The organism is Thiohalophilus thiocyanatoxydans (assembly GCF_004366735.1).
GTDB lineage: Bacteria > Pseudomonadota > Gammaproteobacteria > UBA6429 > Thiohalophilaceae > Thiohalophilus > Thiohalophilus thiocyanatoxydans.
In genome coordinates this window covers 40,521-65,594 of the sequence record NZ_SOQX01000003.1, presented here as the reverse complement: position 1 = coordinate 65,594, position 25,074 = coordinate 40,521, and the positions used below count along the sequence as shown (strand labels likewise).

Genomic DNA, 25,074 nt, shown 5'->3' with positions numbered 1-25,074 from the left:
ACGGCCTCTTTTGCGCCAGAAAAACCGGGCGGCGGGCCTGTCGCATGCTATATTGGGCAATGTCCGCCGTACGGCCCGTCTGAACGGGGCGCGCCGGGCTCAATCGGCCGGGGAGCGATCACCTGCAGTATCGTCCAGCCATCGACAACTTTACCGGATCCGCTTCCCATGCAACAAAATATTGGTCAAAAATTCGCCTTGCTGTTTGCCATCGCCAGCTATCTGGCCGCGGTCGGTTGCCTCGTGGCCGCCGTCCTGTACGAACCCGTTCAAACCAGCGACCCGATTCAGGCCTCGCTCATCGCCTCGGTCATTTTTTTCGGCGGCTGCGCCATTGTCCTGCATGTCATCGCCCGCGCCCGTATCAAGGGACTGGTCAGCCTGAAAGATCCCGAAAACGGCATCGATTGACCGAGAGAATCTTCTATTTTGATCCGATATTGCCTGAAAGTGGTTATGCGCCAATAGTCGCGGATAAGTCGCAAAACGACGCCCCGAAGCGCACCAATTTGCCAGCCGCATCACAAATCGCGCAGTTTCCCCTTAACCCGCAGGAAAAGTCGTGCTATACAGGGTGACTTAATAACCATAACCTGAGATAGAGAAAATGGGACGACTGGTCTTGATCATCACGCTTCTGTTTTCGGTGACTGCAATCTACAGCGAAGCCCATGCTGGTGGGGCGGGGAACCCGGCCCTGATCGGGGTCGATGCCGCCGACCGGGCAACCTGTGGAGCCGGGTATCTCCACGATCGGTCGGCTTATCGACGTGCACAGCTTGGCGACTGAGCCCCATCACCCCCCGTGGCGCAGCGCACCGGCGCCAGACACCGGAAAACACAACCCGATAATTCACAGTCCTGAGTGCGTATTCGGTACCGTCGGACAGCACTGGTCGTGCGCGACCACCCCGTCACGGGCTTCATACCAGCGGCGGCTGCGATTGACCACGCCCACGGCAATCAGCATGACCGGTACTTCAATGAGCACCCCCACCACGGTGGCCAGCGCCGCACCCGACTGAAAGCCGAACAGGGCAATGGCGGTGGCCACGGCCAGCTCAAAGAAGTTACTGGCGCCGATGAGCGCCGAGGGCCCGGCCACACAATGGGGCGAGCGCACCGCCCGGTTGAGCAGATAGGCAAGTCCCGAATTAAAGAACACCTGGATCAGGATCGGCACCGCCAGCAGCGCGATGATCAGCGGTTGCCGGATAATCTGCTCGCCCTGAAAACCGAACAACAGCACCAGGGTGACCAGCAACGCGATTAATGACACCGGATGCATCAACTTGAGTGCCCGTTGCAGACGCAGATAACCGTGTTCATGATTAAGCAGCCAGTGACGCCACAGATTGGCGATCACCAGCGGCACCACGATATAAACCAGCACCGACAGCAGCAAGGTCTCCCAGGGCACCGTAATGGCGGAGAGGCCCAGCAACAGACCGACGATTGGCGCAAACGCAAAAATCATAATGACATCGTTCAGCGCCACCTGTGACAAGGTGAAATGGGGCTCACCCTCCGTGAGGTGACTCCAGATAAACACCATGGCAGTGCAAGGTGCCGCTGCCAGAATAATGAGTCCGGCAATGTAGGAGTCGATCTGATCCGGCGGCAGCCAGTCACGGAATAGTACGCCGATGAACAACCAGGCCAGCAGCGCCATGGAAAACGGTTTAACCGCCCAGTTGACGAACAGCGTCACCCCCACGCCACGCCAATGTTGTGTCACTCCCTTTAGCGCACGCAGATCGACCTTGAGCAACATGGGAATGATCATCAGCCACACCAGCACCGCCACCGGCAGGTTGACCCGGGCGATCTCCAGCGCACCGATAGCCTGAAACGTGCCGGTAAAAAAGTGCCCCAGACCAATGCCGACGAGAATGCACAAAAAGACCCAGGCGGTCAGATAGCGTTCGAAAAAACCCATTTCGGCACCGGAGGACTTTCTCGCGGTGGTTTCGCACTGTGCGCTCATGGGTCCGGCAGTTCCCCGGTCTGGTTGTTTTCAAACTGGACGTAACTGCGGTGTACGTTGCCGCGGTGTAACTGATCGTAGTTTTTCAAATACTGCCAGCGCGACACCTCACCGTACTGTGCCAGCGTGGCGTCGAGGCCTTCCCAGTTCTCCGCTGCCGGCCGGATGTTATCCACCAGCCAGGCGAGATACTCCCCGGTATCGCGTTTCGCCCTGGCGACATCACAGACATTGCCGTGTCCCGGCACGATCGCTTTGGGCGCAAACCTGGCCATTGCCGTATTAAAGGCCTGATGCCAGCTGGCGACCCGGCTTTCCGGGCGGATACTCAGCATCCGATCGACATAGATCAGATCCCCGCTGAACAGGATCTGCTGCCCGGGCAACCAGACCGTGACATCACCGGGAAAATGCGCATCGCCAAACCAGTGCAGTTCAATGGCCGTCCCGCCCAGCTCGAATTCGGCGCTGTTACCGGTCAGCGGTTCAGCCGCGTATTCCGGCCGGGTATCGGCCATCGGGCTATCAAGAACACGCTCCAGCATCGCCTGATGCTGTTCCGCGAGATTGCGCTGGGTATCGACCGTGCGTTGCAGGGCAATGATCGTCGCCCCGCGGTCGGCAAAATAGCCGTTACCCAGCCAGCGATGATCCTGCGAACCGGTATTGATCACCCAGCGGATCGGCTCTTCGGTCACCGAACGCACCGCCTTTTCGATGACTTTAGCGCCGCGGTTGGACGCCCCGCTGTCGATCACCGCCACACCCTCGCCGGTGACGATGAAACCGAAGTTGGCGTTGAGCGCCAGATTCTCCGGCGTGCGCCCCGTGGTCGGACCGATCAGGGCGTAGACGCCTTCGTCCACCTGTTGCGGCGTCAGACTCATGGCCGAGGCCAGGGCGCTGATCACCATGAGTCCGATTGCCAGTCCTGTCTTTATCATTGATTTTGCTCCTGGAGTCGCTGCACCAGATCGTGGACCTGATGCCGGATAGTCTCGCGGGTTTCACGAAACACATTCATTACTGCCTCTTCGCTGCCGCTCGCCCGGGCCGGATCCGCCAGCGGCCAGTGGGCCTTGCGTGTGCCGGCCGGCAGCGCCGGACACTGTTCGTCGGCGTGGCCGCAGACAGTCACCAGGTAATCGGCGCGTTCCAGCATCTCGGGCGTCAGCCGGGTCGATTCCTGTTGCGAGATATCCACACCCGCCTCGGCCATCACGGCGATGGCGCGCGGGTTTTTGCCATGCGCCTCGATGCCGGCGGATTCGATCCGCCAGTCGCCGGGGGCCAGCTGCTTCGCCCAGCCCTCGGCCATCTGTGAACGGCACGCATTGCCTGTACAGAGGAACAGTAGATTCATTTCGGTGGCCTCTTGGATCGTCTTATGCGCGGGGCGCCCGGGTGGGGTTCACTGGTGGATCGCCTTCAGGCGCAGCAGCTGGCTTCCGGGCGGTTGGGCATGGCGACCAGGGCCGCGCGGTCATCGGCATAGGGCGACTCGCCCGCTACCCCCTCGGCGGTCATTGCCAGCACCTGTTGTGCCCAGTCGGGCAGTGCCGCGTGCAGCCGGTAATAGACCCATAAACCCTGGCGGCGGTCACTGACCAGCCCGGCCTGGCGCAACTGGGCCAGGTGGCGCGAAATCATCGGTTGCGAGACCGCCAGCACATGGGTCAGCTCACACACGCACAACTCCCCCTCCTGCTGCAGGAGCAGCAAGGCGCGCAAACGCAAAGGGTGCGCCAGGGCACTGAACAGGCTATCGGCTTCAACCGTCATACCTCAAATATATGATTATCCATATATCTGGTCAAGCCGATATAACAATCTGTAGCAATTCCCGAGGCGCCGTAGAATCTTCCGGGAATAAACTGCCCCCCTGTCGGGGGGGTGCGGCGTTCAGCGGATTCGATCCGGCAGAGTTGTGTCCGCAGGCTTTACCGTCCGACCGGAAAACGCGGCGGTCCAGACAAAGCAGAGGCGATATCCTGCAAGCAGCTGTTCCCTTGGTTTAAACCATCTGCATACAAGGCTACGACCCCTTTTCTGATTAGCCTGATCCTTCACACGAAAAGCAACGCTGCGCTATTGAAAGATGCCGGGGTGTATTGCTTCTGAAAATAAAATTTACCGCAGAGACGCAGAGCGTCAAAGTTAATGTGTCCGTTAACTCCGGAAAGTTCAGTAAAATAATTAGTATTAAATGATTTTCTTATTTTTATTTGATCTGATCTCGATCAAATTCCGTTTTGTTAAGGCGCGCTAAATTTGCCAGAACTGGTAAAAGAAAGACTGGAGGATGCGTCATGCAAGAAGGTGACAAGGGGATCGCATTAAATGTGGGTAAGACGGTGCTGGTGTTGTTCGGTTTTATGGTATTGGCCATCGTGATATCGAACATCATTGCCTGATGCCCCGCGGGCAGGGACGAGGGCCCAGGTACGAGTGACGAGAAATGGTTTGCTGGTGCCAATTGAGATCACCCCTCCCTACCCCTCCCCTTACAGGGGAGGGAACAAGTGGGGGTTGGCCGTGATCGATCAGTTTTAGCCGCTGAGTTCCTGCAGCATGCGGTTGACGCGGCTGACGTAGGCGACGGGGTCTTCGAGCTGGCCGCCTTCGCTGAGCATGGCCTGTTCGAAGAGGATCAGGGCCCAGTCGTTGAACTGGCTGTCGTCGTCCACATCCTGCAGGCGCTTGACCAGGCCGTGGTCGGGGTTGATCTCCAGTACCGGCTCGATGTTGGGCACGTTGTGCCCGGCCTGCTTGAGCAGTTTTTGCATACTCATGGCCATGTCGTTTTCCGAAACCACCAGGCAGGAGGGGGAGTCGGTCAAACGGTGGGAGACCTTGACCTCCTTGACCTTGCCTTCCAGCACTTTTTGCATCCGCTCCAGCAGTGACTGGTAATCCTTCTCGGCCTGCTCGGCTTTCTCTTTCTCTTCCTTGTCTTCCAGATCGCCGAGATCCAGCGCGCCCTTGGCGACGGAGACGAACGGTTTGCCGTTGTATTCGTCCATGAAGGACATCATCCACTCGTCGACGCGGTCGTACATCAGCAGCACCTCGATGCCCTTCTTGCGGAACAGCTCCAGGTGGGGACTGTTTTTCGCCGCGGCGTAGCTTTCGGCGGTGATGTAGTAGATCTTCTCCTGCTTCTCCTGCATGCGTTCGATGTACTCGTCCAGGGAGACGTTCTGCACATCGCTGTCGTTATGGGTGGAGGCGAAGCGGAACAGTTTGGCGATCTTCTCCTTGTTGCCGAAGTCTTCGGCCGGACCTTCCTTGAGCACATTGCCGAACGCCTGCCAGAACTCGCTGTATTTCTCCGGCTCGTCTTTGGCCAGTTTTTCCAGGTGCCCCAGGATCTTCTTCACCGAGCCGTTGCGAATGGTGTCGATCTGGCGATTGCGCTGCAGGATCTCGCGCGAGACGTTAAGCGGCAAATCGTCCGAGTCGACCACCCCGCGCACGAAACGCAGATAGTTGGGCATCAGCTGCTCAGCGTCGTCCATAATGAACACCCGCTTGACATAGAGCTTGATGCCGTAGCGCTTGTCGCGGTCGTAGAGATCGAACGGCGCGCGCTTCGGTATGTAGAACAGCGTGGTATAAGACTGGGTGCCTTCCACCTTGTTGTGCAACCAGCTCAGCGGTTCCTCGAAGTCGTGGGCGACGTGTTTATAGAACTCGGTGTACTCCTCGTCGCTGATCGCATCGCGCGGGCGGGTCCACAGCGCGGAGGCCTTGTTGACGGTCTCCAGCTCGTCGGTGGGCTTGCCCTCCTCGTCCCGCTTGATCATCAGGATCGGCAGGGAGATGTGATCGGAGTACTTCTTGATGATATTGCGCAGCCGGAAGTCATCCAGAAACTCCTCGGCGTCCTCGCGCAGATGCAGGGTGACACAGGTGCCCCGCTCCGGCCGTTCGACCGTCTCCAGGGTGTACTCGCCCTCGCCGGCCGATTCCCAGCGCACGCCGTGCTCGGCCCCCAGGCCGGCGCGGCGGGTCTCCACGGTCACCTTGTCGGCGACGATAAACGAGGAGTAGAAACCGACCCCGAACTGGCCGATCAACTGGGCGGTTTGCGACTGGTCCTCGGAGAGGGCTTCGAGAAACTTGCGCGTGCCGGAGCTGGCGATGGTACCGATGTTCTCCATCACTTCCTGGCGGTTCATGCCGATTCCGTTGTCGGTGACGGTGACGGTGCGCGCCTCGGGATCAAAGTCGACCCGCAGCTTGAGATCGGTCTCCCCCTCGTAGAGGGCATCGTCGGAAAGGGCCTCGAAGCGCAGCTTGTCGCAGGCATCGGAACCGTTGGAGATCAGCTCGCGCAGGAAGATCTCCTTGTTGGAATAGAGCGAATGGATCATCAGCTGCAGCAGCTGCTTGACCTCGGTCTGGAAACTGAGTGTCTCCTTGTGGGCGTCGACAGTCATTTTCTTCTCACCTTTTTATATATAAGCGTGTTGTAATCAAAGGACACAATTTGTAGAAGGTTATGGGGACGCGGGGGGCTCTTTTCAAGCCCTGCGCCCGCGCCCTTCGGGCGAGGGACGAGTGACGAGGGACGAGTGACGAGGAAAAGCGGTTGGGTGCGTTCCACGCACCTTCTTTTTCACCTCGTACCTCGTTACTCGTCCCTCGGCCCTGGCCCTGGCCCGGAGGGCCTAAAGTCGACGGTGGTCCAGGCTGGTCGCCTTGAGGATATAGGTGGCAATCTCCTCGATGGATTTGCTGGTCACATCGAGATACTCGATGCGGTTGTGACGAAACAGTGCCTCGACCTGGCGCACTTCATACTGGCACTGATGCAGGGCGGCGTAACGGCTCTCGGGGCTGCGTTCCTGGCGGATCTGCTGCAGGCGCTCGGGCTGGATGGTCAGGCCGAACAGCTTGTCCCGCCAGGGCTTCAGATCGGCCGGTAGCCGACTCTCCTCCAGCTCCTCGTCCACCAGCGGGTAGTTGGCCACAAACACCCCGTAGTGGATCGCCAGAAACACGCTGGTCGGGGTCTTGCCGCTGCGCGAGACGCCCACCAGGATCAGATCCGCCCGTTCGTACTGTCGGATACTGCCGCCGTCGTCATTTTGCAGGGCGAAATTGACCGCATCCATGCGGTGACGATAGTGCTCCTGCGTGACCACCCCGTGGGTGTGTCCCACCGAGGCCACCCGCCGGGAGCCCAGCTCCTCTTCCAGCGGCGACAGGAACGAGTCCATAAAATCGATGAACAGGCCCTCACTGGAGGCGACAATTTCATGGATGGCCGAGACCACCAGGGTGCTGAAGATGATCGGGCGCAGCCCCTGCTCGCGATGGGCCGCATTGATTCTGTCCCGCGCCTCGCAGGCCTTTTCCTCGCTGTCGATGAAACGCAGGGTCCGGTAATCAAACGACTGCCCCGCGAACTGGGTCATCAGGCTGTGACCGAGGGTCTCCGCCGTGATGGCGGTACTGTCGGAGACAAAAAACACCGCGCGTTTGTCGGTCATGATGCCTTCACCCAATTTATCGTATAGATAGTTGAAAAGCGGGCAAACCTGCCTGTAACCTGCCCGATAACCGGTTACACTCTGCTATGAATCATCCTGACAAGCAAGGGGCAACAACGTGGCACAACATCTGATCTGGTTCGATGAACTGCGGCTCGACGATGTTCCCCGGGTCGGCGGCAAAAACGCCTCGCTGGGCGAAATGATTCACCAACTGAGCGATGCCGGCGTCCGGGTGCCGGGCGGTTTCGCCACCACGGCCGATGCGTTTCGCGAATTTCTGGAATACGAGGGGCTGGCCGATCGGATCTACGCGGAACTGGACCAGCTGGATACCAACGATGTGGTCGCGCTGGCGAAAAGCGGCGAACGCATCCGTCAGTGGATCATCGACACCCCCTTCCCGCCCGAGCTGGAAAAGCAGCTGCACGAGGCGATCAGTAAACTGCAGCAAGATCACGGCGAGGAGGTCTCGTTTGCGGTGCGCTCCTCCGCCACCGCGGAAGATCTGCCCGAAGCCTCTTTCGCCGGCCAGCAGGAAAGCTATCTGAACATCAAGGGTGAAGCCAACCTGATGGATGCCATCCGGCATGTCTTCGCCTCGCTGTTCAACGATCGGGCCATCACCTACCGGGTCCATAACAAGTTTGACCACCGCCAGGTGGCGCTCTCCGCCGGCGTACAGCGAATGATTCGCAGCGACATCGGCGCCAGCGGGGTCCTCTTCACCATCGATACGGAGTCGGGCTTCGAGGATGCGGTCTTTATCACCGCCGCCTACGGCCTGGGCGAGACCGTGGTGCAGGGGCAGGTCAACCCCGACGAGTTCTACGTCTTCAAGCCGATGCTGGAAAAAAACAAACAGGCCGTCATCCGCCGTAACCTCGGCCAGAAAGCCATCCGTATGGTCTATGGCGAGGATAGCGGTTATACCGGCTCGACCCGCACCGAGGAGGTGCCGCTGGAACAGCAGCGCCAGTTCTGTATTAATGATGAAGAGGCCATGGAACTGGCTCGTCAGGCCGTAACGATCGAGAAACATTACGGTCGCCCGATGGATATCGAATGGGCGCGGGACGGGCTGGACGGCCAGCTGTATATCGTACAGGCGCGCCCGGAGACGGTGAAAAGCCGCAGCGATCGCAATGTGCTGGAGCGCTACGAAATGGAGGATTACGGCAAGGTGCTGGCCACCGGGCGCAGTATCGGCCAGCGCATCGGCAGCGGCGTGGCGCGCACCATCATGAACGTCAAGGAGATGGACCGGCTGCAACAGGGTGACGTGCTGATTACCGATATGACCGATCCCGACTGGGAACCGGTGATGAAGCGCGCCTCGGCAATTGTGACCAACCGGGGCGGACGCACCTGTCACGCGGCGATCATAGCCCGTGAGCTCGGTATCCCGGCGGTGGTCGGTTGCGGTGATGCCACCGAGGCGATCACCGACGGCAAGGAGACCACCGTCTCCTGCGCCGAGGGGGATACCGGTTATATCTATGAAGGCATCCAGCCGTTTGAGATCAAACGGGTCAGCCTCGACAGCATGCCCGAGCTGCCGTTTAAAATCATGCTCAATGTCGGCTCCCCCGACCGCGCCTTTGATTTCAGCTACCTGCCCTGTGCCGGGGTAGGACTGGCGCGTCTGGAGTTCATTATCAACCGGATGATTGGCGTCCACCCCAAGGCCCTGCTCAACTACAACAAGCAACCGGACGAGATCAAGCAGCAGATCGACCGCCAGACGGCCGGCTATCCCGACCCGGTCAGTTTCTTTATCGAAAAGCTGGCCGAGGGTATCGGCACCATCGCGGCGGCGTTCTGGCCCAAGCCGGTGATCGTGCGCATGTCCGACTTCAAGTCCAATGAGTATCGTAACCTGATCGGCGGCGAAGCCTATGAGCCCCATGAAGAGAATCCGATGATCGGCTTTCGTGGCGCCGGACGCTATATCGCCAAATCTTTCCGGGACTGTTTCGAGCTGGAATGTTTCGCTCTGAAGAAAGTGCGCGACGAAATGGGCCTAACCAATGTGGCGATCATGATTCCTTTTGTCCGCACCGTGGAAGAGGCCCACGAAATTATCAACCTGCTGCATGACAATGAATTGCAGCGTGGGGTCAATGATCTAAAAATTATTATGATGTGCGAGATCCCCTCCAATGCCCTGCTCGCTGACAAGTTTCTCCAATACTTTGACGGCTATTCCATCGGCTCCAATGATCTGACCCAGCTGACACTGGGACTGGATCGCGATTCGGAGCTGGTTGCCGAACTGTTCGATGAACGCAACGAGGCGGTCAAAATGCTGCTTTCCATGGCAATCAAAGCCTGTCGACTGCAAAACAAATATATCGGCATCTGCGGCCAGGCGCCGTCGGACCACCCGGATCTGGCCTTCTGGCTGATGGAACAGGGCATCAACAGCGTCTCACTGAACCCCGACAGTGTCATCCCCACCTGGCTGTATCTGGCCGAGCACCTGCAGGAAAAAAACACCTGATATGACCCGACTGTTTATTTTTCTCATCATCGTTGCCGCCTTCGCCATCTGGGCCGGCTTCGCCTTGCGCCGCGTTGATCGTCGCTATTCCAATATCGCTTTTGTCATTGGTGGAATACTGGCCTTTCTGGCAGCCGGGGGATTTTACGGCCTGTTATAGACAAGCCTGGTGTTATTGAACTCAGAATCATTGATCTGGTGGACGCCCTCAGGAATGTTGCTGCAATACGGAACTGACTCTTCCTGCCGGATCGGCCGGACAACACCACGACAAACAGAGCGTTTACATAGACACCCCGAATACGGGGTGTCTATACTTGAGTGAATTGCCATCGCCGTTCGCCCAAACAAGCGTTCCGAATACCCGTACAGATAAAGGCGCCCCGGAAAGTTCAGAATGTTCCGGGATTCGAAACTTCTTATCTATATTTAGCGAGCGACGATACACCCCATTAACGTGACAAGGATTCACAGACTAATGAAACTCTGGCCGGTCATTCCCCTGTTAGCAGTTGTCTCACACATCGCCATGGCCGCCGGCGATGTCGAAACCGGCAAGCAGATCGCCATGCAAGGTAACAATCAGGGCGCTACGGCGTGTGTCGCCTGTCACGGCGCCAATGGACAGGGCAATGCCTCGGCGGGGTTTCCCCGTCTGGCCGGCTTGAATGCGGCATATCTGGGCAAGCAGCTGCGGGATTACCGTAACGGGTCACGTGATAATCCGACTATGAACCCGATCGCCGCCGCACTGGATGATGTGGCGAGCCGGGATGTCGCGGCCTATTATGCCGGTCTTGATCCCGTCGGCGATTCCACGAAGAGGAAAGAGAGCGCTTCCGGGCGGACCCTGGCACTGCGCGGTGACTGGGATAACACGATTCCCGCCTGTGTCAGTTGTCACGGACCGGGCGGGCGCGGTGTGGCCCCGGCCTTTCCGGCCCTGGCCGGACAACATGCCAGTTATATCAAGGCCCAGCTTCAGGCCTGGCGCGCGGGTAAACGACGCAACGACGCCAACGAGCTGATGAAGGTCGTGGCCGAACGCATGAGCGATGAACAAATCCAGGCGGTCGCCGATTACTTCGCCGCCGCGCCTGTCCAACCCGACACCGGAGCCGAGCAATGAAAACCACGCTTGTATTGATCAGCAGCCTGCTTGCAGTGACCGGAACCGGTATCGGACAGGAACGGGATTACCAGCTCGAGCTGCCCGACACACCGGGGGAAGCCCCCCGCTTCACCCCGCCGCCCGACTCGGCCATCCCGGACAATCAGTTTGGTGAGATGGTGCGTCGTGGGCGTGATCTGTTTATCAACACCCAGCAATTGCGCGGCAAGTACGTGGGTAACGACCTGAACTGCGTCAACTGTCATGTGGATGCCGGCCGCCGTGCCGACTCCGCGCCGCTGTGGGCCGCCTATACTATGTATCCCGCTTACCGGGGCAAGAATGATCGGGTCAACACCATGGAAGAGCGCATTCAGGGCTGCTTCCGCTACAGCATGAACGGCAAACCGCCGCCGTCCGGCAGCGAGGAACTCACCGCCATTCTGACCTACCATTACTGGCTGGCCAAAGGCGCCCCCACCGGGGTGGCCCTGGCCGGACGCGGCTATCCGAAGCTCGACTCACCGGACAAAACACCGGCTATCCGCCGCGGTCAGCAGGTCTACCAGGCCCAGTGCACCATTTGTCATGCCGATGACGGTCAGGGCCGCAAAGCCGAAGGCGAGCATATCTTCCCCCCGCTGTGGGGCGAGGACTCCTTCAACTGGGGCGCCGGCATGCACCGCATCAACACCGCGGCCAATTTCATTCATGCCAACATGCCGCTGGGCAAACCCTACAGTCTGAGCGAGCAGGAAGCGTGGGATGTAGCTGCCTACATCAACAGCCACGAACGCCCGCAGGATCCCCGTAATGACGGTGATCTCAAAACAACCGACCAGACCTTCCACAACCACCAGTGTTATTACGGGGACAAGATCAACGACGCCGTGCTGGGCAGTCAGGCCTATCCCAATCCGTTTGAATAAGCCTATGGGTTACAACACGCGTCGAAACAGCAGCTCGGCAGGAAATGCGACACAACCGGCAGCGAGCGGTTTGATCAGCCAACTCAGGACTGCGACAAAGCCGGTCCATCAGTCGCTCGAACAGCACCCGATTCTGCAACCCCTGCTGAGTCCGGTACTGACAAGGGAAGATTACCGGCGGGTATTGATTGCCTTTGCCGATTTTTATCGAATACTGGAGCCCCCCCTGCTTGACGAACTCATCCGAGTGACCGATCAACAGAATACCACCTATCATTACCGGCCACGTTGGCCACTATTGCAGGATGATTTACGCGATCTGGGCACTATGATCGATACGCTCCCTTCTGTCACACCAGCTTTGCCATCAATGGAGAACACCGGCGCGCTGCTCGGCGTACTTTATGTGCTGGAAGGTGCCACCCAGGGGGGACGGATCATCGCGCCGCATCTTGCCAGGACATTGGGACTGGACGCCGACTGTGGTGTCCGCTACTTTCGCGTATATCAGCAAGACACGTGGCAACAGTTCAAGGCGCTGCTGACCTGTTACGACGGGTTACTCGACGACAAGGCCGTCACGCACAGTGCCGTACAGATTTTTAACATGCTGTATCAGCATCTTGATCATTATCTGCCATCCGACAGGACCGACCCTTGAGTGAACTGAACGATAACAAACTTCAAAAGGCCCTGGAGTCATGCGCCCGGGAACCGGTGCATATTCCCGGAGCGATTCAGCCCCAGGGCTGTCTGATCAGTATGGATGATACCTTTAGCCGGATTCTTCAGGTCAGCGCGAATATCAATCACTGTCTGGCCGTCTCGCCTGAACAGGCGCTGCAAAGCTCTCCGCAACAACTGCTGGGGAAGCAGCTAATCCAGCGCTTGCAACGCGCGTTGAAAGATGCCCCATTTTCCACCACGGCCCTGCGTACAACTCGTCGCTTTGACGAGCAAACCCGACGCTATAATGTACTGGCCTATCGCAGCGGTAAACGGTTGGTTCTGGAATTCGAACAGCTGCACCAAAGCAGCCGTCATCGCCTTCTGCCGGCCGTGAATGACTGGCTAGACCGTTTTGCCCGCGCCAACGACAGCCAGGCCTTGCTCGATACCCTGACGCAGGGAATACGCGAACTGACCGGCTACGAGCGGGTCATGGTCTATCACTTTGATAACGAGTGGCATGGTAGTGTCATCGCCGAAAGCCTCGGCGGCCAGGCCGACAGTTTTCTGGGCCATCACTTTCCCGCCAGTGACATCCCTCCCCAGGTGCGGGCGCTGTATGATATCAACCCGGTGCGCAGTATCCCGGATGCCCGCGTCACGGGCGTGCCACTGATACCGGCCGAGGATCCCGACAACGGTCCCCTGGATCTGTCACAAGGGATTCTGCGCGCGGTCTCGCCCATTCATCTTGCGTATCTGCAGAACATGGACGTGCAGGGTGCGCTCTCCATTGCGCTTCACAACCAGCAACAGTTGTACGGTCTGGTTGCCGCCCATGCATTACAACCCCGACCATTACCGCCCGACGTGCGTGATGCCGCCCGTTCCCTGGTCCAGGCCGCCACCCAGCGGCTGTTTTTGCTCAAGGCCCACAGCGAGGCGCGGTTTTTACAACGGGTCCGTGACAGTCAGGCACTGATCTCCGATATTCGCGGACAGTTGCGTGAACCGGCAACCATTGTTCAGGAGCACGGTTACGACTGGTTGGAACTGTTCGAAGCCTGCGGTTGCGCCCTGGTCTACCCGAAACATACCATCGGCCTGGGCCGGGTACCGGATCGACCGACTCTGCAAAAAATCGTCGCCTGGTTGAATCAGGAATCCCAGACCCACGACACCTGGCAAAGCCATGAACTGCGACACACCGGGCTGGCGGGATTGGTTGACAAACAGGATGCCTGTGGCTTGCTGGCTGCCCCATTACCATTGGGCCAGAAGGATACAGGCTGGTTACTGCTACTGCGTGCCGAGCATATTGAAACCCGGCTGTGGGCCGGCAATCCGGAAAAACCGCTGCTCGACGACAAAGAGGAAGTGCGGCTTTCACCCCGACACTCGTTCGCGACCTGGGCAGAGCAAGTGACCGGTCAGAGCCGGGCATGGAGCGCAATAGAACAGCGGGCAGTCACCGGGCTGGCCGAAGATCTCGCCGTCGCCGTCTCCGCCCATGAAATCGCCAAGCTTAACGAACGGCTCGAACATCTGGCCTATACCGATGCGCTAACCGGCATCTGGAACCGCTCACGCACCGAAACCGTCCTTGATAGCGAGATCAGCGCCGCCATCCGGTATGGCCGTCCCTGTAGCGTACTGCTATTCGATATCGACCACTTCAAACAGGTGAATGACACGCATGGCCATGACGCGGGCGACAAGGTACTGGTCACCATCAGTGATATTCTCAACCGGAGCCTGCGCCCCACCGACCATTTTGGTCGCTGGGGCGGCGAAGAATTTCTGGTGATCGCGGGTAACTCCACTCTGGAGTGTACGCTGCAACTGGCAGAACGCCTGCGCCAGGCCATCGAAGCCGGCGACATGGGCCCGATTGGCCACATCACCGCCAGTTTCGGGGTAACCACCTGGGTCGCCGGTGATACCCGTCGCACGCTGGTCAAACGGGCGGATCAGGCCATGTATCGGGCCAAAGAGGCGGGCCGCAACCGGGTGATGAGCGAGACCGGCAGCGGAACAACTTCCGACTGATCCATAATATCGTCGCTTTTGTATCAACAGCAAAGGCGAATGATCGATGCAGAATACAGCCCGGCCCGGAATGGTTCACAAATTCAACAACAAACCACGAAGACACGAAGTCTCGAAGCGGATTAATTTTTTCTTCGTGTCTTCTTGGTTACCTTTTTATAAAATTCAGGGGTCATGCAAACTATCGTTTGCGTGACCTCCGATTTGATTAAAGGAGGCCTTTTTCTAACGAAGCACGCCAGAACAGTAGAGCCTGTTTGTGTCGCACCGACAAAGACGGCGGTTTACCAGGATTGAATTAATCGTTCTTCGTGTCTTCGCGCCTTCGTGGTTAGATTTTTATAAAACAGCGGTCATGCAGGCTATCACCGGCGTGACTTCCGGTTTGGTTAGCCCGCAACTTTTTGCGACGACAAATAAAAAGGGCGACCGTATAGTCGCCCTTTTTCTGTTTCGTTAAACCGAAGGTTTAACTGGCCTGTGCGGCGCCGTCCAGTACCGCTTTGGCCGCCGGCACGGCCACACCGCTTGTGATCGGCGCGTTCATCTTGCTCAGTACCTCGTCCAGTGACTTGAGACAGTACTCGATGTTGGCCGGGTTACTGGCGTGGCCCATCAGGCCGATACGCCAGACCTTGCCGGCCAGGTTGCCGAGCCCGGCACCGATTTCCAGGTTGTAATCATTCAGCAGGATGGAACGCACCTCGGCATCGTCCACGCCTTCGGGAATCGTCACGGCGTTGAGCTGCGGCAGGCGATCGCCCTCCTTGACCACGAAAGACATGCCCAGCGCTTCCAGGCCGGCCTTGAGCGCCTGGTGATGATGCTGATGCCGGGCCCAGGCGTTTTCCAGCCCTTCTTCGTGCAGGATCAGCAGCGCCTCGTGCAGCCCGTAAAGATTATTGATCGGTGCGGTATGGTGGTAGGCGCGCTTGCCGCCGCCACCCCAGTAACCCATCACCAGGCTGAGATCGAGAAACCAGCTCTGGACCCTGGTTTTGCGGTTTTTCACGACCTCGGCCGCGCGCTCGCTGAAGCTGACCGGCGAGAGACCCGGCGGCGCGGAGAGACATTTCTGAGTACCGGAATAGATGGCATCGATGCCCCACTCGTCCACCTTCAGCGGTGAGCCCCCCAGCGAGGTGACCGCATCGACGATGGTCAGACAATCATGCTGGTGCGCCAGCTCGACCAGAGTTTTGGCATCGGACTGGGCGCCGGTGGAGGTTTCAGCATGCACGAAGGCGACGATTTTGGCATCCGGATTCGCCTTCAGGGCCTCCTCCACTTTTTGCGGATCGACCACGGCACCCCATTCGTCCTCGACCATGACGGCCGTCGCGCCGCAACGCTCGACGTTCTCTTTCATACGCCCGCCGAACACGCCGTTCTGGCAAACGATCACCTTGTCACCCGGCTCCACCAGGTTGACGAAGCAGGTCTCCATACCGGCCGAACCGGGCGCGGAGACCGGGAAGGTGAGTTCATTTTGGGTCGCAAAAGCATACTGCAGCAGACCTTTCATCTCTTCCATCATGCCGATGAAGGCAGGATCGAGATGGCCGATAGTCGGCCGCCCCAGGGCTTCCAGGACCCGCGGGCTGACATCGGACGGACCGGGGCCCATCAGGGTCCGTTGAGGGGGGATAAATGATTTCATACACAATACCTTGTCTCGTTGCTCCGGGGGGCTTTCCGCGGAGAATTAATAGCCGAGTAAAAACGTCCAGTATAAAAGTTTTATACCGGCTTGTCCCGGGCGGATTGAGGTCAAGCCACGGAAAAGACCCTACTCTGCGTCCGCCCGGGTGGCACCCGCGAACGCCTGCTGCCACTGCCTGAGGCGGTGGCGCATGCGGCGCACGTGGCTGCCGTCCCAGTAAACCTTGTTACAGGTCGGGCAGTATAGCGTGCCCTCCTTCCGGCGCACATCGGCGGGCACGGCTGCCTGCCAGCTCGCGTCCGCCGGACGCAGTTCGGTATTGCAGACCAGGCAGCGGGTAAAGGGCCGGTACTGCCAGTCCATGACCAGCTGGCGGGAGAGGCTCGCCGCACACTGTTCGAGATTGTTGCCTTCCAGCAGAATGACATGGCCCGGGGCACGGCGGTATTCGAGCAATTTGCGATCGCGGGTCAGCAGTTGGCGGTGTTCGGCGATGGCCTCGCGCAGCAGGGCATAGTCGTCGCGGCCGTCGCTTTCGATCAGGGTGTCGTAACCGGCGGCCCGCAGCCAGCTGCCGAGCCGTTGCAACATCTCATCGCAGAGAAACTTCACAGGTGGGGATCAGTCGGCCGAGCGGATGACTCCCGCGACAATCCCCAAAATCTGCACATCCTGATTTTTGATATAGATCGCTTCCATCTCGGGATTGGCCGGCTGCAGGCGAATGCCGTCGTGCTCCACGTAGAATTTTTTCAGGGTCACGCTCTCGCCGTTGATCATGGCCACCACGGTCTGGCCGTTTTCGGCCGTCTCCCGTTTTTCGATGACGATGATGTCGCCATCCTGGATGTTGTCATCGATCATCGAATGGCCGCGTACCCGCAGGGCGTAGGTATTGCGGCGCACCATGTTGGCCGGCACCGAAATCCGCTCGTCCTGCTCGCAGAGATCCATGGGCAGCCCGGCGGTCACCTCGCCCAGCAGGGGAATACTCAGCATGCCGTCGGCAAACACATCCAGCGCCTCGAGCTCCGGGGTCCAGACGGGGCGTTCGCCCTTTGGAATCATATAGTTAACATTTGACATTGAGGTAATCTCTCAGGTATTTTTCCTAACCTTAGCCGGGATAGGCAAAAAATTCAAATCCCGTCTACCGATGTCGGAAGCTTTACTTTCCCGCCGAATCTGAACAGACTTCGGGGTCGCCCAATTCATGAGATAATGGTGTTATGTCTGATACCCGCATTCCCAAATTCGTCAGTTATCCGCTCATTGCCCTGGTCGCCGTCGTTGCCGTCTGGCTGGGCGTGTGGCTCTCCCTGCAGAACAGCGGCCAGAGTGGTGTCCCCGAGGAGATGGAAGCCACGGTCCTGCCCGAACCGCGCGAACTGGAACCCTTTGCCCTGCAGGATCACAATGGCCAGCCGTTTGGCCTGGAACAGCTGGAAGGGCAATGGAGTTTTCTGTTTTTCGGCTTTACCAATTGTCCCGACATCTGTCCCGCAACCCTGCACACCATGAAAAGCGTCTGGCAAAAGTTGCCGACCGAACCGGGCGAACCGGGCCACCCGAAACTGTTTTTTGTCTCGGTGGATCCCGACCGGGACCAGCTGGACACGCTCAAGGAGTACGTACACTATTTTGATCCCTCGTTTGTCGGTGTGACCGGGAAGCTGGACGAAATTGATAACCTGACCGGCCAGGTTGGCGTACTGTACGGTTACGATGACAAGGGCAGCGACAATCCGCTCGACTATACCGTCAACCACAGCGGACAGGTGCTGCTGTTAGATCCGCAGGGTCGGATGCGGGCGGTCATGTCCCCGCCCCATGACTCAACGACCCTGGCACGCAATTATCAGACGATTATTAACTATTACGGAGATTAAACCATGCTGCCAATTCGCCAGCTTATGCTATCCGGCCTGCTGGCCGGTTCCCTGGTTGCCGGTCCCGCTTCTGCGCAGACCCTGGAATTCGAAGGCGCCTGGTCGCCCGAGGCTCCACCGACGGCACCGGTCATGGCCGGTTATGTCGAGATCACCAACAACGGTGACAAGGATGTAGCGATTACCGCCGCCCGTTGTGACGACTTCAACAAGGTGGAAATTCATGACATGGTCGAACGCGACGGCATGATGCGCATGATCCAGCAGGAAAGGCTGACGATCCCCGCCGGTGAAACGGTGAAACTGGAAAAAGGCGGCCTGCATCTGATGCTGATGAAACCCCGGCGCGCCATCAAGCAGGGCGAAACGCTCGACATCACCTTCGAAACAGCCGCGGGTGAGTCGAACAAGGTCCCCTTCGAGGTCAAAACCCGCTCGGAGCAGGAAATGCATCACGACAATCACCAACGCCACCATTAAGCGATGAACTTCTCACTCCTGCGCCTGTTGTGTCGCACGCAGCAGGCCGCGTTTGTGACCCTGCAGTATCTGCTGCCGCATCATCTGCTTTCGCATCTGATGCGGGGCCTGACACGCCTGCGCATCGGCTGGTTGAAGAATCTGCTCATCGAGCGTTTCATCCGTCTGTTTAACGTGAACATGGCGGAGGCGGCACAGCCCGATCCGCGCGCCTATCCCGACTTCAATCACTTTTTTACCCGGGCCCTGGCCGCCGATGCCCGGCCGCTGGCCGTCGGTGAGGGAAATGTGATCTGTCCGGTCGACGGTACGATCAGCCAGCTGGGCCGACTGGAATACGAGACCCTGTTTCAGGCCAAGGGCCATCGCTATTCACTGCCTCACCTGCTGGCGGATCACACCGGGGCCGTACGAACCTTTCAGGATGGCTCCTTCGCCACCCTGTACCTGTCACCGCGGGATTACCATCGCATTCACATGCCGCTGGCCGGTACCCTGCGGGAAATGATCTATGTGCCCGGCCGGCTGTTCAGCGTCAACCCCACCACGGTCAGCCGGGTGCCCGATCTCTTCGCCCGCAACGAGCGGGTGATCTGCCTGTTCGACACCGACGCCGGTCCCATGGCGATGATCCTGGTCGGCGCCATTTTCGTCGCCAGCATCGACACCGTCTGGCACGGCACCGTCACCCCGCCGCGCCGCAAAACCGTACAGCATTGGGATTACCGCCAGCACCCCGTGCATCTGCAACAGGGCGAGGAAATGGGCCGCTTTAACATGGGCTCGACCGTGATCCTGTTATTCGGCAAGGACGCGGTAACCTTCAGCGACCAGCTCGCCGCCGAGGGCCATGTGCAGATGGGGCAGCTTCTCGGTTCCTGTGCAAATAGCTAGGTCGCTGGAAATAACGCGGAGGGCGCGGAGACGCGGAGGCGCAGAGGAAATCGAATTATTTTCCGGACTTACCTGCCGACTTCCAAATAAATAAAGTAAGCAATTAATAGAACAAGTGGCAAAACCCCTGTTACGTTTGTGATAAAGCTCTCTCCGCTTCGTCTGTACTTTCATTTAGCAGGAAACACAATAGTTTTTCTCCGCGACTCCGCGCCTCTGCGACCTCCGCGTTTATAACATTACTCTATCTAAGCACGTTCCATGCTGAAGCTGAGCACGTCGCGGATGTCGTCACAGCCGGTGGCGATCATCAGCAGTCGATCGATCCCCAGGGCGACGCCGGCGCAGTCGGGCAGGCCGTGTTTCAGGGCGGCGAGAAGTTTTTCATCGATCTCCGGTATAAAGCGTCCCTGTTGCTGCCGCTGCTGTTGATCCCGCTCGAAGCGTCGACGTTGTTCGACCGGGTCAAGTAACTCATGGTAACCGTTGGCCAGTTCCAGGCCGTTGAGGTACAGCTCGAAACGACTGGCGACGGTGATGTCGTCCTGTTGCTGCAGGCGGGCCAGCGCGCCCTGGCTGGCGGGATAGTCATAAATGAAGACCGGCCGGTTGGCGGGCAATTGCGGTTCGATCACATGGGTCAGTAACAGATCCAGCCAGCCGTCGCGATCCATCACCTCATCACTCACGATATCGATATGCCGTTGCCGCGCCTGTCTCTGCAATGCCTCGACCGAGCAGCTGAAGGGATCCAGTTGCAGGTAACGGTCAAACAGCTCTCGATAACTCAGTTTGAGCGTTTTCCCCGGCGATATCGAATCCGTCAGTAACGTTCTGACCAGATCATCCACTTCCTGCATGAGCCGATGATGATCGAACCCGGGTCGGTACCATTCGACCATCGTGAATTCGGGGTTATGACGATGACCGGCTTCATCGGCGCGAAACACCCTGCACACCTGATAGATGGGTCCGCTGCCGGCGGCCAGCAGCCGTTTCATCGGGTATTCGGGGGAGCTGTGCAGATAACCGTCCGCACCCTCCAGCGGGACGCGCAGAGTGTCGATATGTACATCGGTGACGGCGTGGTATTGGAGGATCGGTGTCTCGACTTCCAGCACGTCGCGTTGCGCAAAAAAGGCCCGCAGCTGTTGCAGCATGCGGGCCCGTTGTTGCATCACCGCCAGATTGGCGCCCGGGCGCCAGGAGGTGTTGTCCGCTGTCATCCGCGCAGGCCGTCAATCCTTGACGCGACCCACGTATTCGCCGGTGCGGGTATCCACCTTGATCTGCTCGCCCTCGTCGACGAACAGCGGTACCCGCACGACAGCACCGGTATCGGTGGTGGCCGGTTTGCCGCCGCCACTGGCGGTATCGCCCTTGACACCGGGATCGGTCTGCACGATGGTCAGCACCACGTGGTTGGGTGGCATGACACTGATGGGATTGCCGTTCCACAGGGTGACGGTACAGACGTCCTGCTCCTTGAGCCACTTGGCGGCATCGCCCACGGCGCTCTCATCGGCGGCGACCTGTTCAAAGGTTTCCGGATGCATGAAGTGCCAGGCCTCGCCGTCGTTATAGAGATACTGCATTTCGGTATCCAGTACGTCGGCCGCCTCGACCGAATCACCGGACTTGAAGGTTTTTTCCAGGACCCGGCCGGTGAGCAGGTTGCGGATCTTGACCCGGTTGAAGGCCTGCCCCTTGCCGGGTTTGACGAACTCGTTTTCAATAATGGTACAGGGATCCCCGTCGAGCATGAACTTGAGACCGCTTTTGAATTCATTGGTACTGTAAGTTGCCATGGACTTCCTCGTTTCCTGCTGCGCCTGATATCCCGTTCACCGGGTTATCCCGTAAACTGGGGGAGACGACAATTAAGCCAATAACGATAAATACACTAAAACAGAATCCGCCTATGATAACGCGAACTCCCCCCCGGTGGCATACCGTTGACTGGCAAAAATCCCTGGCCCGGGCCATCCGCGATCCCCGCCAGTTGCTGGAACAGCTCGCGCTCCCCGCCGATTTGCTGCCGGCGGCCCGGGCCGGAGCCGAGGATTTTCCGCTGCTGGTGCCGCACAGCTATGTGGCGCGCATGCAGCCGGGCAATCCGCAGGATCCCCTGTTGCGCCAGGTCTTGCCGCTGGAAGCGGAGCTGCAGAACGTGCCCGGCTATGTGGCGGATCCGGTCGGCGATTTGCCGGCCATGGCCCGCCCCGGCCTGCTGCACAAGTACCACGGTCGCGCGCTGGTGGTCACCACCGGCGCCTGCGGGATCCATTGTCGCTACTGCTTTCGGCGCCACTTTCCCTACCAGGAGGCCAATCCCATGCCGGACCGCTGGCAACAGGTCCGCGAGTACCTTGCCGCCGACGAGAGCATCGAGGAGCTGATTCTCAGCGGCGGGGATCCGCTGAGCCTCTCGGATCAGCGTCTGGCGGGGCTGCTCGACGCGGTCCAATCGATCCCCCATCTCAAGCGGCTGCGGCTGCACACCCGCTACCCGATCATTCTCCCCGAGCGTCTGACCGCGGATCTGTTACAGCTGCTGCAACAGGCGCCCCAGGCCGTGATCATGGTGATCCACGCCAACCACGCCAACGAGCTGGATAGCGGCGTCACAGCGGCGCTGGCCCCCTACCGGCAGGCCGGAATCAGCCTGCTCAACCAGGCGGTGCTGCTGCGCGGCGTCAACGACAGCGAGGCGGCGTTGAGCGGACTGAGCGAAGCGCTGTTCGAGGCCGGCGTCCTGCCCTATTACCTGCACCAGCTCGATCCGGTGCAGGGCGCGGCCCACTTCGCCGTCCCCGATACCCGGGCCCGCGGCCTGCACACGGCGCTGCGGGCCCGGCTGCCGGGCTATCTGGTCCCGCGCCTGGTGCGGGAAATGCCGGGCGAAACCGCCAAAAGCCCCCTGATCTGAAGGCGACCGTATCGAGGGTCCCCCCGCCACGCGCCCCCAGCGGGAAAGTCACCAGCAAATACTGACGCGGTCGAAAATACCTACCAGGCAAAACCCGCTAACCCGCTGGATACCGGGACTGAGCGCCGGAAACACCCCGGGACAGGGGCGACCAGTATACGTATTTTTGATGTGTGTTTTACTTGCTCCACGCGCCCCGGCGATGACATGATACACTTCGTGAATACGCCATTATTACAAGAAAAATCAAAAAGGTAAGGACTCACGGTGAGTGACGCTGAACTACTCAGACTGCTGACAATTTTCGATAACACAGAAGAAGCCGAAAGCCTGATCAGTACCCTGCGCAATGCCGGGCATATTATCCGCGACATCCGTGCCGAGGATGCCGAGGATCTGGAAAAAGCACTGGAAGAGAACCCCGTCGACATCGTTCTGGCCAAACAGGCCACCCCTTTAATCAGCGCCAAACAGGTGGTCGAATACATTGTCAAATCCGGGCGCGATATCCCGGTCATCGTAGTCACCCCTGCCGGGCAGCAGGATGACGCGATTGACACGCTGAAGATCGGCGCACGCGACAGTATCGAACTGGGCAAGAACGAAAAATTCAAATATCTTGTCAAACGCGAAGTCGAGGATTTGCAAAACCGGCGGGATCGACGGCGAAATGAAAAAATGCTTCACGAGTCGGAGAAACGCGCCCGCGATCTGATCGACAACTCCCGTGATGCCATATCCTATGTTCACGATGGCATGCATATCTATGCCAATAACGCCTATCTCAAAATGTTTGGTTACGACACGCTTGAGGACATCGAGGGTGTACCGATCCTGGATATGGTCAGCAGTGAGGACCATGCCAAGCTGAAAGACTTCCTGCGCAAATACGCCAAGGGGCAAAGTACCGACGATACCCTTGACGTCCACGGTGAAACCCTGAATGGCGACAAATTCAAAATTACCATGGAATTCACTACTGCCAGCATGGAAGGCGAAATCTGCTCACAAATTATAATTCGCGACCAATCCAATACCAAGGAGCTGGAAAAGCAGCTCAATGTTCTGAGCAAGCAGGATCTGCTAACCGGGCTGTATAACCGCAACTACTTCCTGGAACAGGTGGACAGAATGGTTGCAAAGACAGTCGGCGACAAGGCACAGGGTGCATTACTCTATATCGTGATCGACGAGTTTGAAAAACACAAGGAAGAACATGGTATTTCAGGCGCCGATCTGCTGCTCACGGATGTGGCCGGCATGCTCAAAAGTAAAATCGGTTCGATGGGAACCCTGGCACGGTTTGAGGGTCATCATTTCACCTTTTTACTCAACAACACCGATATCAAACGGGCGGAAAAAATCGCTGCCGGACTGGTCAAATTAATCCAGGACCATACTTCCGATATAAACGATAAAATCGTTAATGCCAAGGCCAGTATCGGTCTGGCCCATATTAACGAAACTGTAAAAAATACCCAGGAAGCAATTAACCGGGCCATCAAGGGCTTTCATGCCGCGGAAAAAGAAGGCGGAAATCGCTACTATATCTACAACCCGGCAGTTGAAGATCTGGAAGAGCAGGAGCAGATTGCACACTGGTCACACAGCATCAAGGAAGCGCTCAAGAACAACCGTTTCAGACTGCTGTATCAGCCCATTGTCAGCTTGCATGGTGAAACAGGTGAACACTATGAAGTTCTCGTGCGCATGCTGAATGAGAAGGGCGAGGAAATTCCGCCCTCGGAATTCGTTCCTCCCGCCAATCAGGCGGATCTGATGAAATATATTGACCGCTGGGTAATCGCCAATACCTTCAAGGTTCTGAGTGAACGCAGCAAGCAGCAAAAACAGACCCGGTTCTTTATCAAGATCTCGCAAAGCTCCCTGATAGATCCCGAGTTTCTGCCCTGGGTAACGGAACGAATCAAGTCAATGCGACTGGATGCAACACTGCTTGCAATCCAGATAAGCGAGGAAACCGCGCTAAATAACATTAATGCGGCAAAAAGATTGATTGACGGATTCAGGCAGCTCAACTGCCGCACCGCGCTCGAGAATTTCGGTCTGGAGCAGAATACTTTCCAGTCCATGAAACAGCTGCCGGTTGACTATATCAAGATTCATTCCAGTCTTATTCAGCATCTTGCCCAAAATGTCGAACATCAGGACAAGGTCAAGGAGATTACCGCTGAAGCCGGCGAGCGCAACATGCTGAGCATCGCAACAAATGTTGAAGATGCCAACAGTCTCGCTGTACTGTGGCAGTGCAGTATCGACTTTTTCCAGGGTCACTTTCTGCAGGAACCGAGTACCGATCTGAATTATGATTTCGAGGAAGGCTTCTGAAGCACGGCTAAATAATAAAAGTTCCGAATATCCGATTCACCCCTGTAGGGTGGAACAAGCGAAGCGGTTCCACCTGCCCCCGGAAAAACCTGGTTCCGTCTCGTTGCTCCTTGTTCCAGCTGCC

23 protein-coding genes are annotated in these 25,074 nt (G+C 58.2%); 12 read left to right on the top strand and 11 right to left on the bottom strand.

Annotated elements, in window-relative coordinates:
- Window positions 1-168 precede the first annotated feature (168 nt).
- Window positions 169-411, top strand: coding sequence for a hypothetical protein (locus EDC23_RS07195; RefSeq protein ID WP_134082753.1), 243 nt, complete (start codon window positions 169-171; stop codon window positions 409-411).
- A gap of 442 nt (window positions 412-853) precedes the next feature.
- Here the strand turns inward: EDC23_RS07195 and arsB are convergent, their stop codons facing one another.
- From arsB to ppsR, 6 genes are all read right to left on the bottom strand, one after another.
- Window positions 854-1,939, bottom strand: coding sequence for an ACR3 family arsenite efflux transporter (arsB, locus tag EDC23_RS07190; RefSeq protein ID WP_134083284.1), 1,086 nt, complete (start codon window positions 1,937-1,939; stop codon window positions 854-856).
- Between the two features lie 44 nt (window positions 1,940-1,983).
- Window positions 1,984-2,931 (bottom strand): MBL fold metallo-hydrolase, encoded by a 948-nt coding sequence (locus EDC23_RS07185; protein WP_134082750.1) that lies wholly within the window; start codon window positions 2,929-2,931, stop codon window positions 1,984-1,986.
- Window positions 2,928-3,350, bottom strand: coding sequence for an arsenate reductase (thioredoxin) (gene arsC / locus EDC23_RS07180; protein ID WP_134082747.1), 423 nt, complete (start codon window positions 3,348-3,350; stop codon window positions 2,928-2,930). The genes EDC23_RS07185 and arsC overlap by 4 nt, the downstream gene beginning before the upstream one ends.
- 65 nt (window positions 3,351-3,415) lie before the next feature.
- On the bottom strand, window positions 3,416-3,769 hold the full coding sequence (locus tag EDC23_RS07175) for a metalloregulator ArsR/SmtB family transcription factor (RefSeq protein WP_134082744.1): 354 nt from the start codon (window positions 3,767-3,769) through the stop codon (window positions 3,416-3,418).
- Window positions 3,770-4,536: 767 nt separating this feature from the next.
- Complete coding sequence (htpG, locus tag EDC23_RS07170) at window positions 4,537-6,429, bottom strand: molecular chaperone HtpG (protein ID WP_134082741.1); 1,893 nt, start codon at window positions 6,427-6,429, stop codon at window positions 4,537-4,539.
- 231 nt (window positions 6,430-6,660) lie between these two features.
- Window positions 6,661-7,485, bottom strand: coding sequence for a posphoenolpyruvate synthetase regulatory kinase/phosphorylase PpsR (gene ppsR, locus EDC23_RS07165; protein ID WP_134082738.1), 825 nt, complete (start codon window positions 7,483-7,485; stop codon window positions 6,661-6,663).
- Window positions 7,486-7,603: 118 nt separating this feature from the next.
- On the opposite strand from ppsR, the gene ppsA reads away from it, so the two are divergent.
- The 6 genes from ppsA (at window position 7,604) to EDC23_RS07140 (ending at window position 14,746) form a co-directional block, all read left to right on the top strand.
- Entirely contained in the window at window positions 7,604-9,988 is a 2,385-nt protein-coding gene (gene ppsA / locus EDC23_RS07160; protein ID WP_134082735.1) for a phosphoenolpyruvate synthase, read from the top strand.
- Window position 9,989: 1 nt separating this feature from the next.
- Window positions 9,990-10,148 carry a hypothetical protein gene (locus EDC23_RS14120; protein ID WP_166668799.1) on the top strand — a complete coding sequence of 53 codons (159 nt, stop codon included), beginning with the start codon at window positions 9,990-9,992 and terminating at the stop codon, window positions 10,146-10,148.
- A 318-nt stretch (window positions 10,149-10,466) separates the two neighbouring features.
- Entirely contained in the window at window positions 10,467-11,117 is a 651-nt protein-coding gene (locus tag EDC23_RS07155; RefSeq protein WP_134082732.1) for a c-type cytochrome, read from the top strand.
- Window positions 11,114-12,028, top strand: a complete 915-nt coding sequence (locus EDC23_RS07150; protein ID WP_134082729.1) for a c-type cytochrome — start codon at window positions 11,114-11,116, stop codon at window positions 12,026-12,028. Before EDC23_RS07155 ends, EDC23_RS07150 begins: the two co-directional genes overlap by 4 nt.
- Window positions 12,029-12,098: 70 nt before the next feature.
- Complete coding sequence (locus EDC23_RS07145; RefSeq protein ID WP_166668798.1) at window positions 12,099-12,689, top strand: biliverdin-producing heme oxygenase; 591 nt, start codon at window positions 12,099-12,101, stop codon at window positions 12,687-12,689.
- The gene (locus EDC23_RS07140; protein WP_243830737.1) at window positions 12,686-14,746 is read left to right on the top strand and encodes a sensor domain-containing diguanylate cyclase; all 2,061 of its coding nucleotides are present in this window, start codon (window positions 12,686-12,688) and stop codon (window positions 14,744-14,746) included. The genes EDC23_RS07145 and EDC23_RS07140 overlap by 4 nt, the downstream gene beginning before the upstream one ends.
- Before the next feature lie 469 nt (window positions 14,747-15,215).
- Here the strand turns inward: EDC23_RS07140 and EDC23_RS07135 are convergent, their stop codons facing one another.
- The 3 genes from EDC23_RS07135 to lexA all read right to left on the bottom strand — a co-directional run bounded on the left by EDC23_RS07135 (window position 15,216) and on the right by lexA (window position 17,495).
- Entirely contained in the window at window positions 15,216-16,406 is a 1,191-nt protein-coding gene (locus tag EDC23_RS07135) for a pyridoxal-phosphate-dependent aminotransferase family protein (protein ID WP_399359077.1), read from the bottom strand.
- 129 nt (window positions 16,407-16,535) lie between these two features.
- Window positions 16,536-17,021, bottom strand: a complete 486-nt coding sequence (locus tag EDC23_RS07130; protein ID WP_134082720.1) for a Mut7-C RNAse domain-containing protein — start codon at window positions 17,019-17,021, stop codon at window positions 16,536-16,538.
- A gap of 9 nt (window positions 17,022-17,030) precedes the next feature.
- On the bottom strand, window positions 17,031-17,495 hold the full coding sequence (lexA, locus tag EDC23_RS07125; protein WP_134082717.1) for a transcriptional repressor LexA: 465 nt from the start codon (window positions 17,493-17,495) through the stop codon (window positions 17,031-17,033).
- Window positions 17,496-17,638: 143 nt separating this feature from the next.
- On the opposite strand from lexA, the gene EDC23_RS07120 reads away from it, so the two are divergent.
- Genes EDC23_RS07120 through asd form a run of 3 tightly spaced genes read left to right on the top strand, consistent with a single transcriptional unit; the run spans window position 17,639 to window position 19,672 of the window.
- Window positions 17,639-18,298: an SCO family protein gene (locus EDC23_RS07120; RefSeq protein ID WP_134082714.1), complete on the top strand. Its 660-nt coding sequence runs from the start codon at window positions 17,639-17,641 to the stop codon at window positions 18,296-18,298.
- A gap of 3 nt (window positions 18,299-18,301) precedes the next feature.
- Entirely contained in the window at window positions 18,302-18,778 is a 477-nt protein-coding gene (locus EDC23_RS07115) for a copper chaperone PCu(A)C (RefSeq protein ID WP_134082711.1), read from the top strand.
- A 3-nt stretch (window positions 18,779-18,781) separates the two neighbouring features.
- Complete coding sequence (gene asd / locus EDC23_RS07110; protein ID WP_134082708.1) at window positions 18,782-19,672, top strand: archaetidylserine decarboxylase; 891 nt, start codon at window positions 18,782-18,784, stop codon at window positions 19,670-19,672.
- Window positions 19,673-19,920: 248 nt separating this feature from the next.
- Here the strand turns inward: asd and epmA are convergent, their stop codons facing one another.
- Window positions 19,921-20,898, bottom strand: a complete 978-nt coding sequence (epmA, locus tag EDC23_RS07105; RefSeq protein ID WP_134082705.1) for an EF-P lysine aminoacylase EpmA — start codon at window positions 20,896-20,898, stop codon at window positions 19,921-19,923.
- A gap of 12 nt (window positions 20,899-20,910) precedes the next feature.
- Entirely contained in the window at window positions 20,911-21,480 is a 570-nt protein-coding gene (gene efp, locus EDC23_RS07100; protein WP_134082702.1) for an elongation factor P, read from the bottom strand.
- A 113-nt stretch (window positions 21,481-21,593) separates the two neighbouring features.
- Between efp and epmB the strand changes: the two genes are divergently transcribed.
- Window positions 21,594-22,601 carry an EF-P beta-lysylation protein EpmB gene (gene epmB, locus EDC23_RS07095; protein ID WP_134082699.1) on the top strand — a complete coding sequence of 336 codons (1,008 nt, stop codon included), beginning with the start codon at window positions 21,594-21,596 and terminating at the stop codon, window positions 22,599-22,601.
- Window positions 22,602-22,868: 267 nt separating this feature from the next.
- Entirely contained in the window at window positions 22,869-24,950 is a 2,082-nt protein-coding gene (locus EDC23_RS07090; protein ID WP_134082694.1) for an EAL domain-containing response regulator, read from the top strand.
- Window positions 24,951-25,074: the final 124 nt, after the last annotated feature.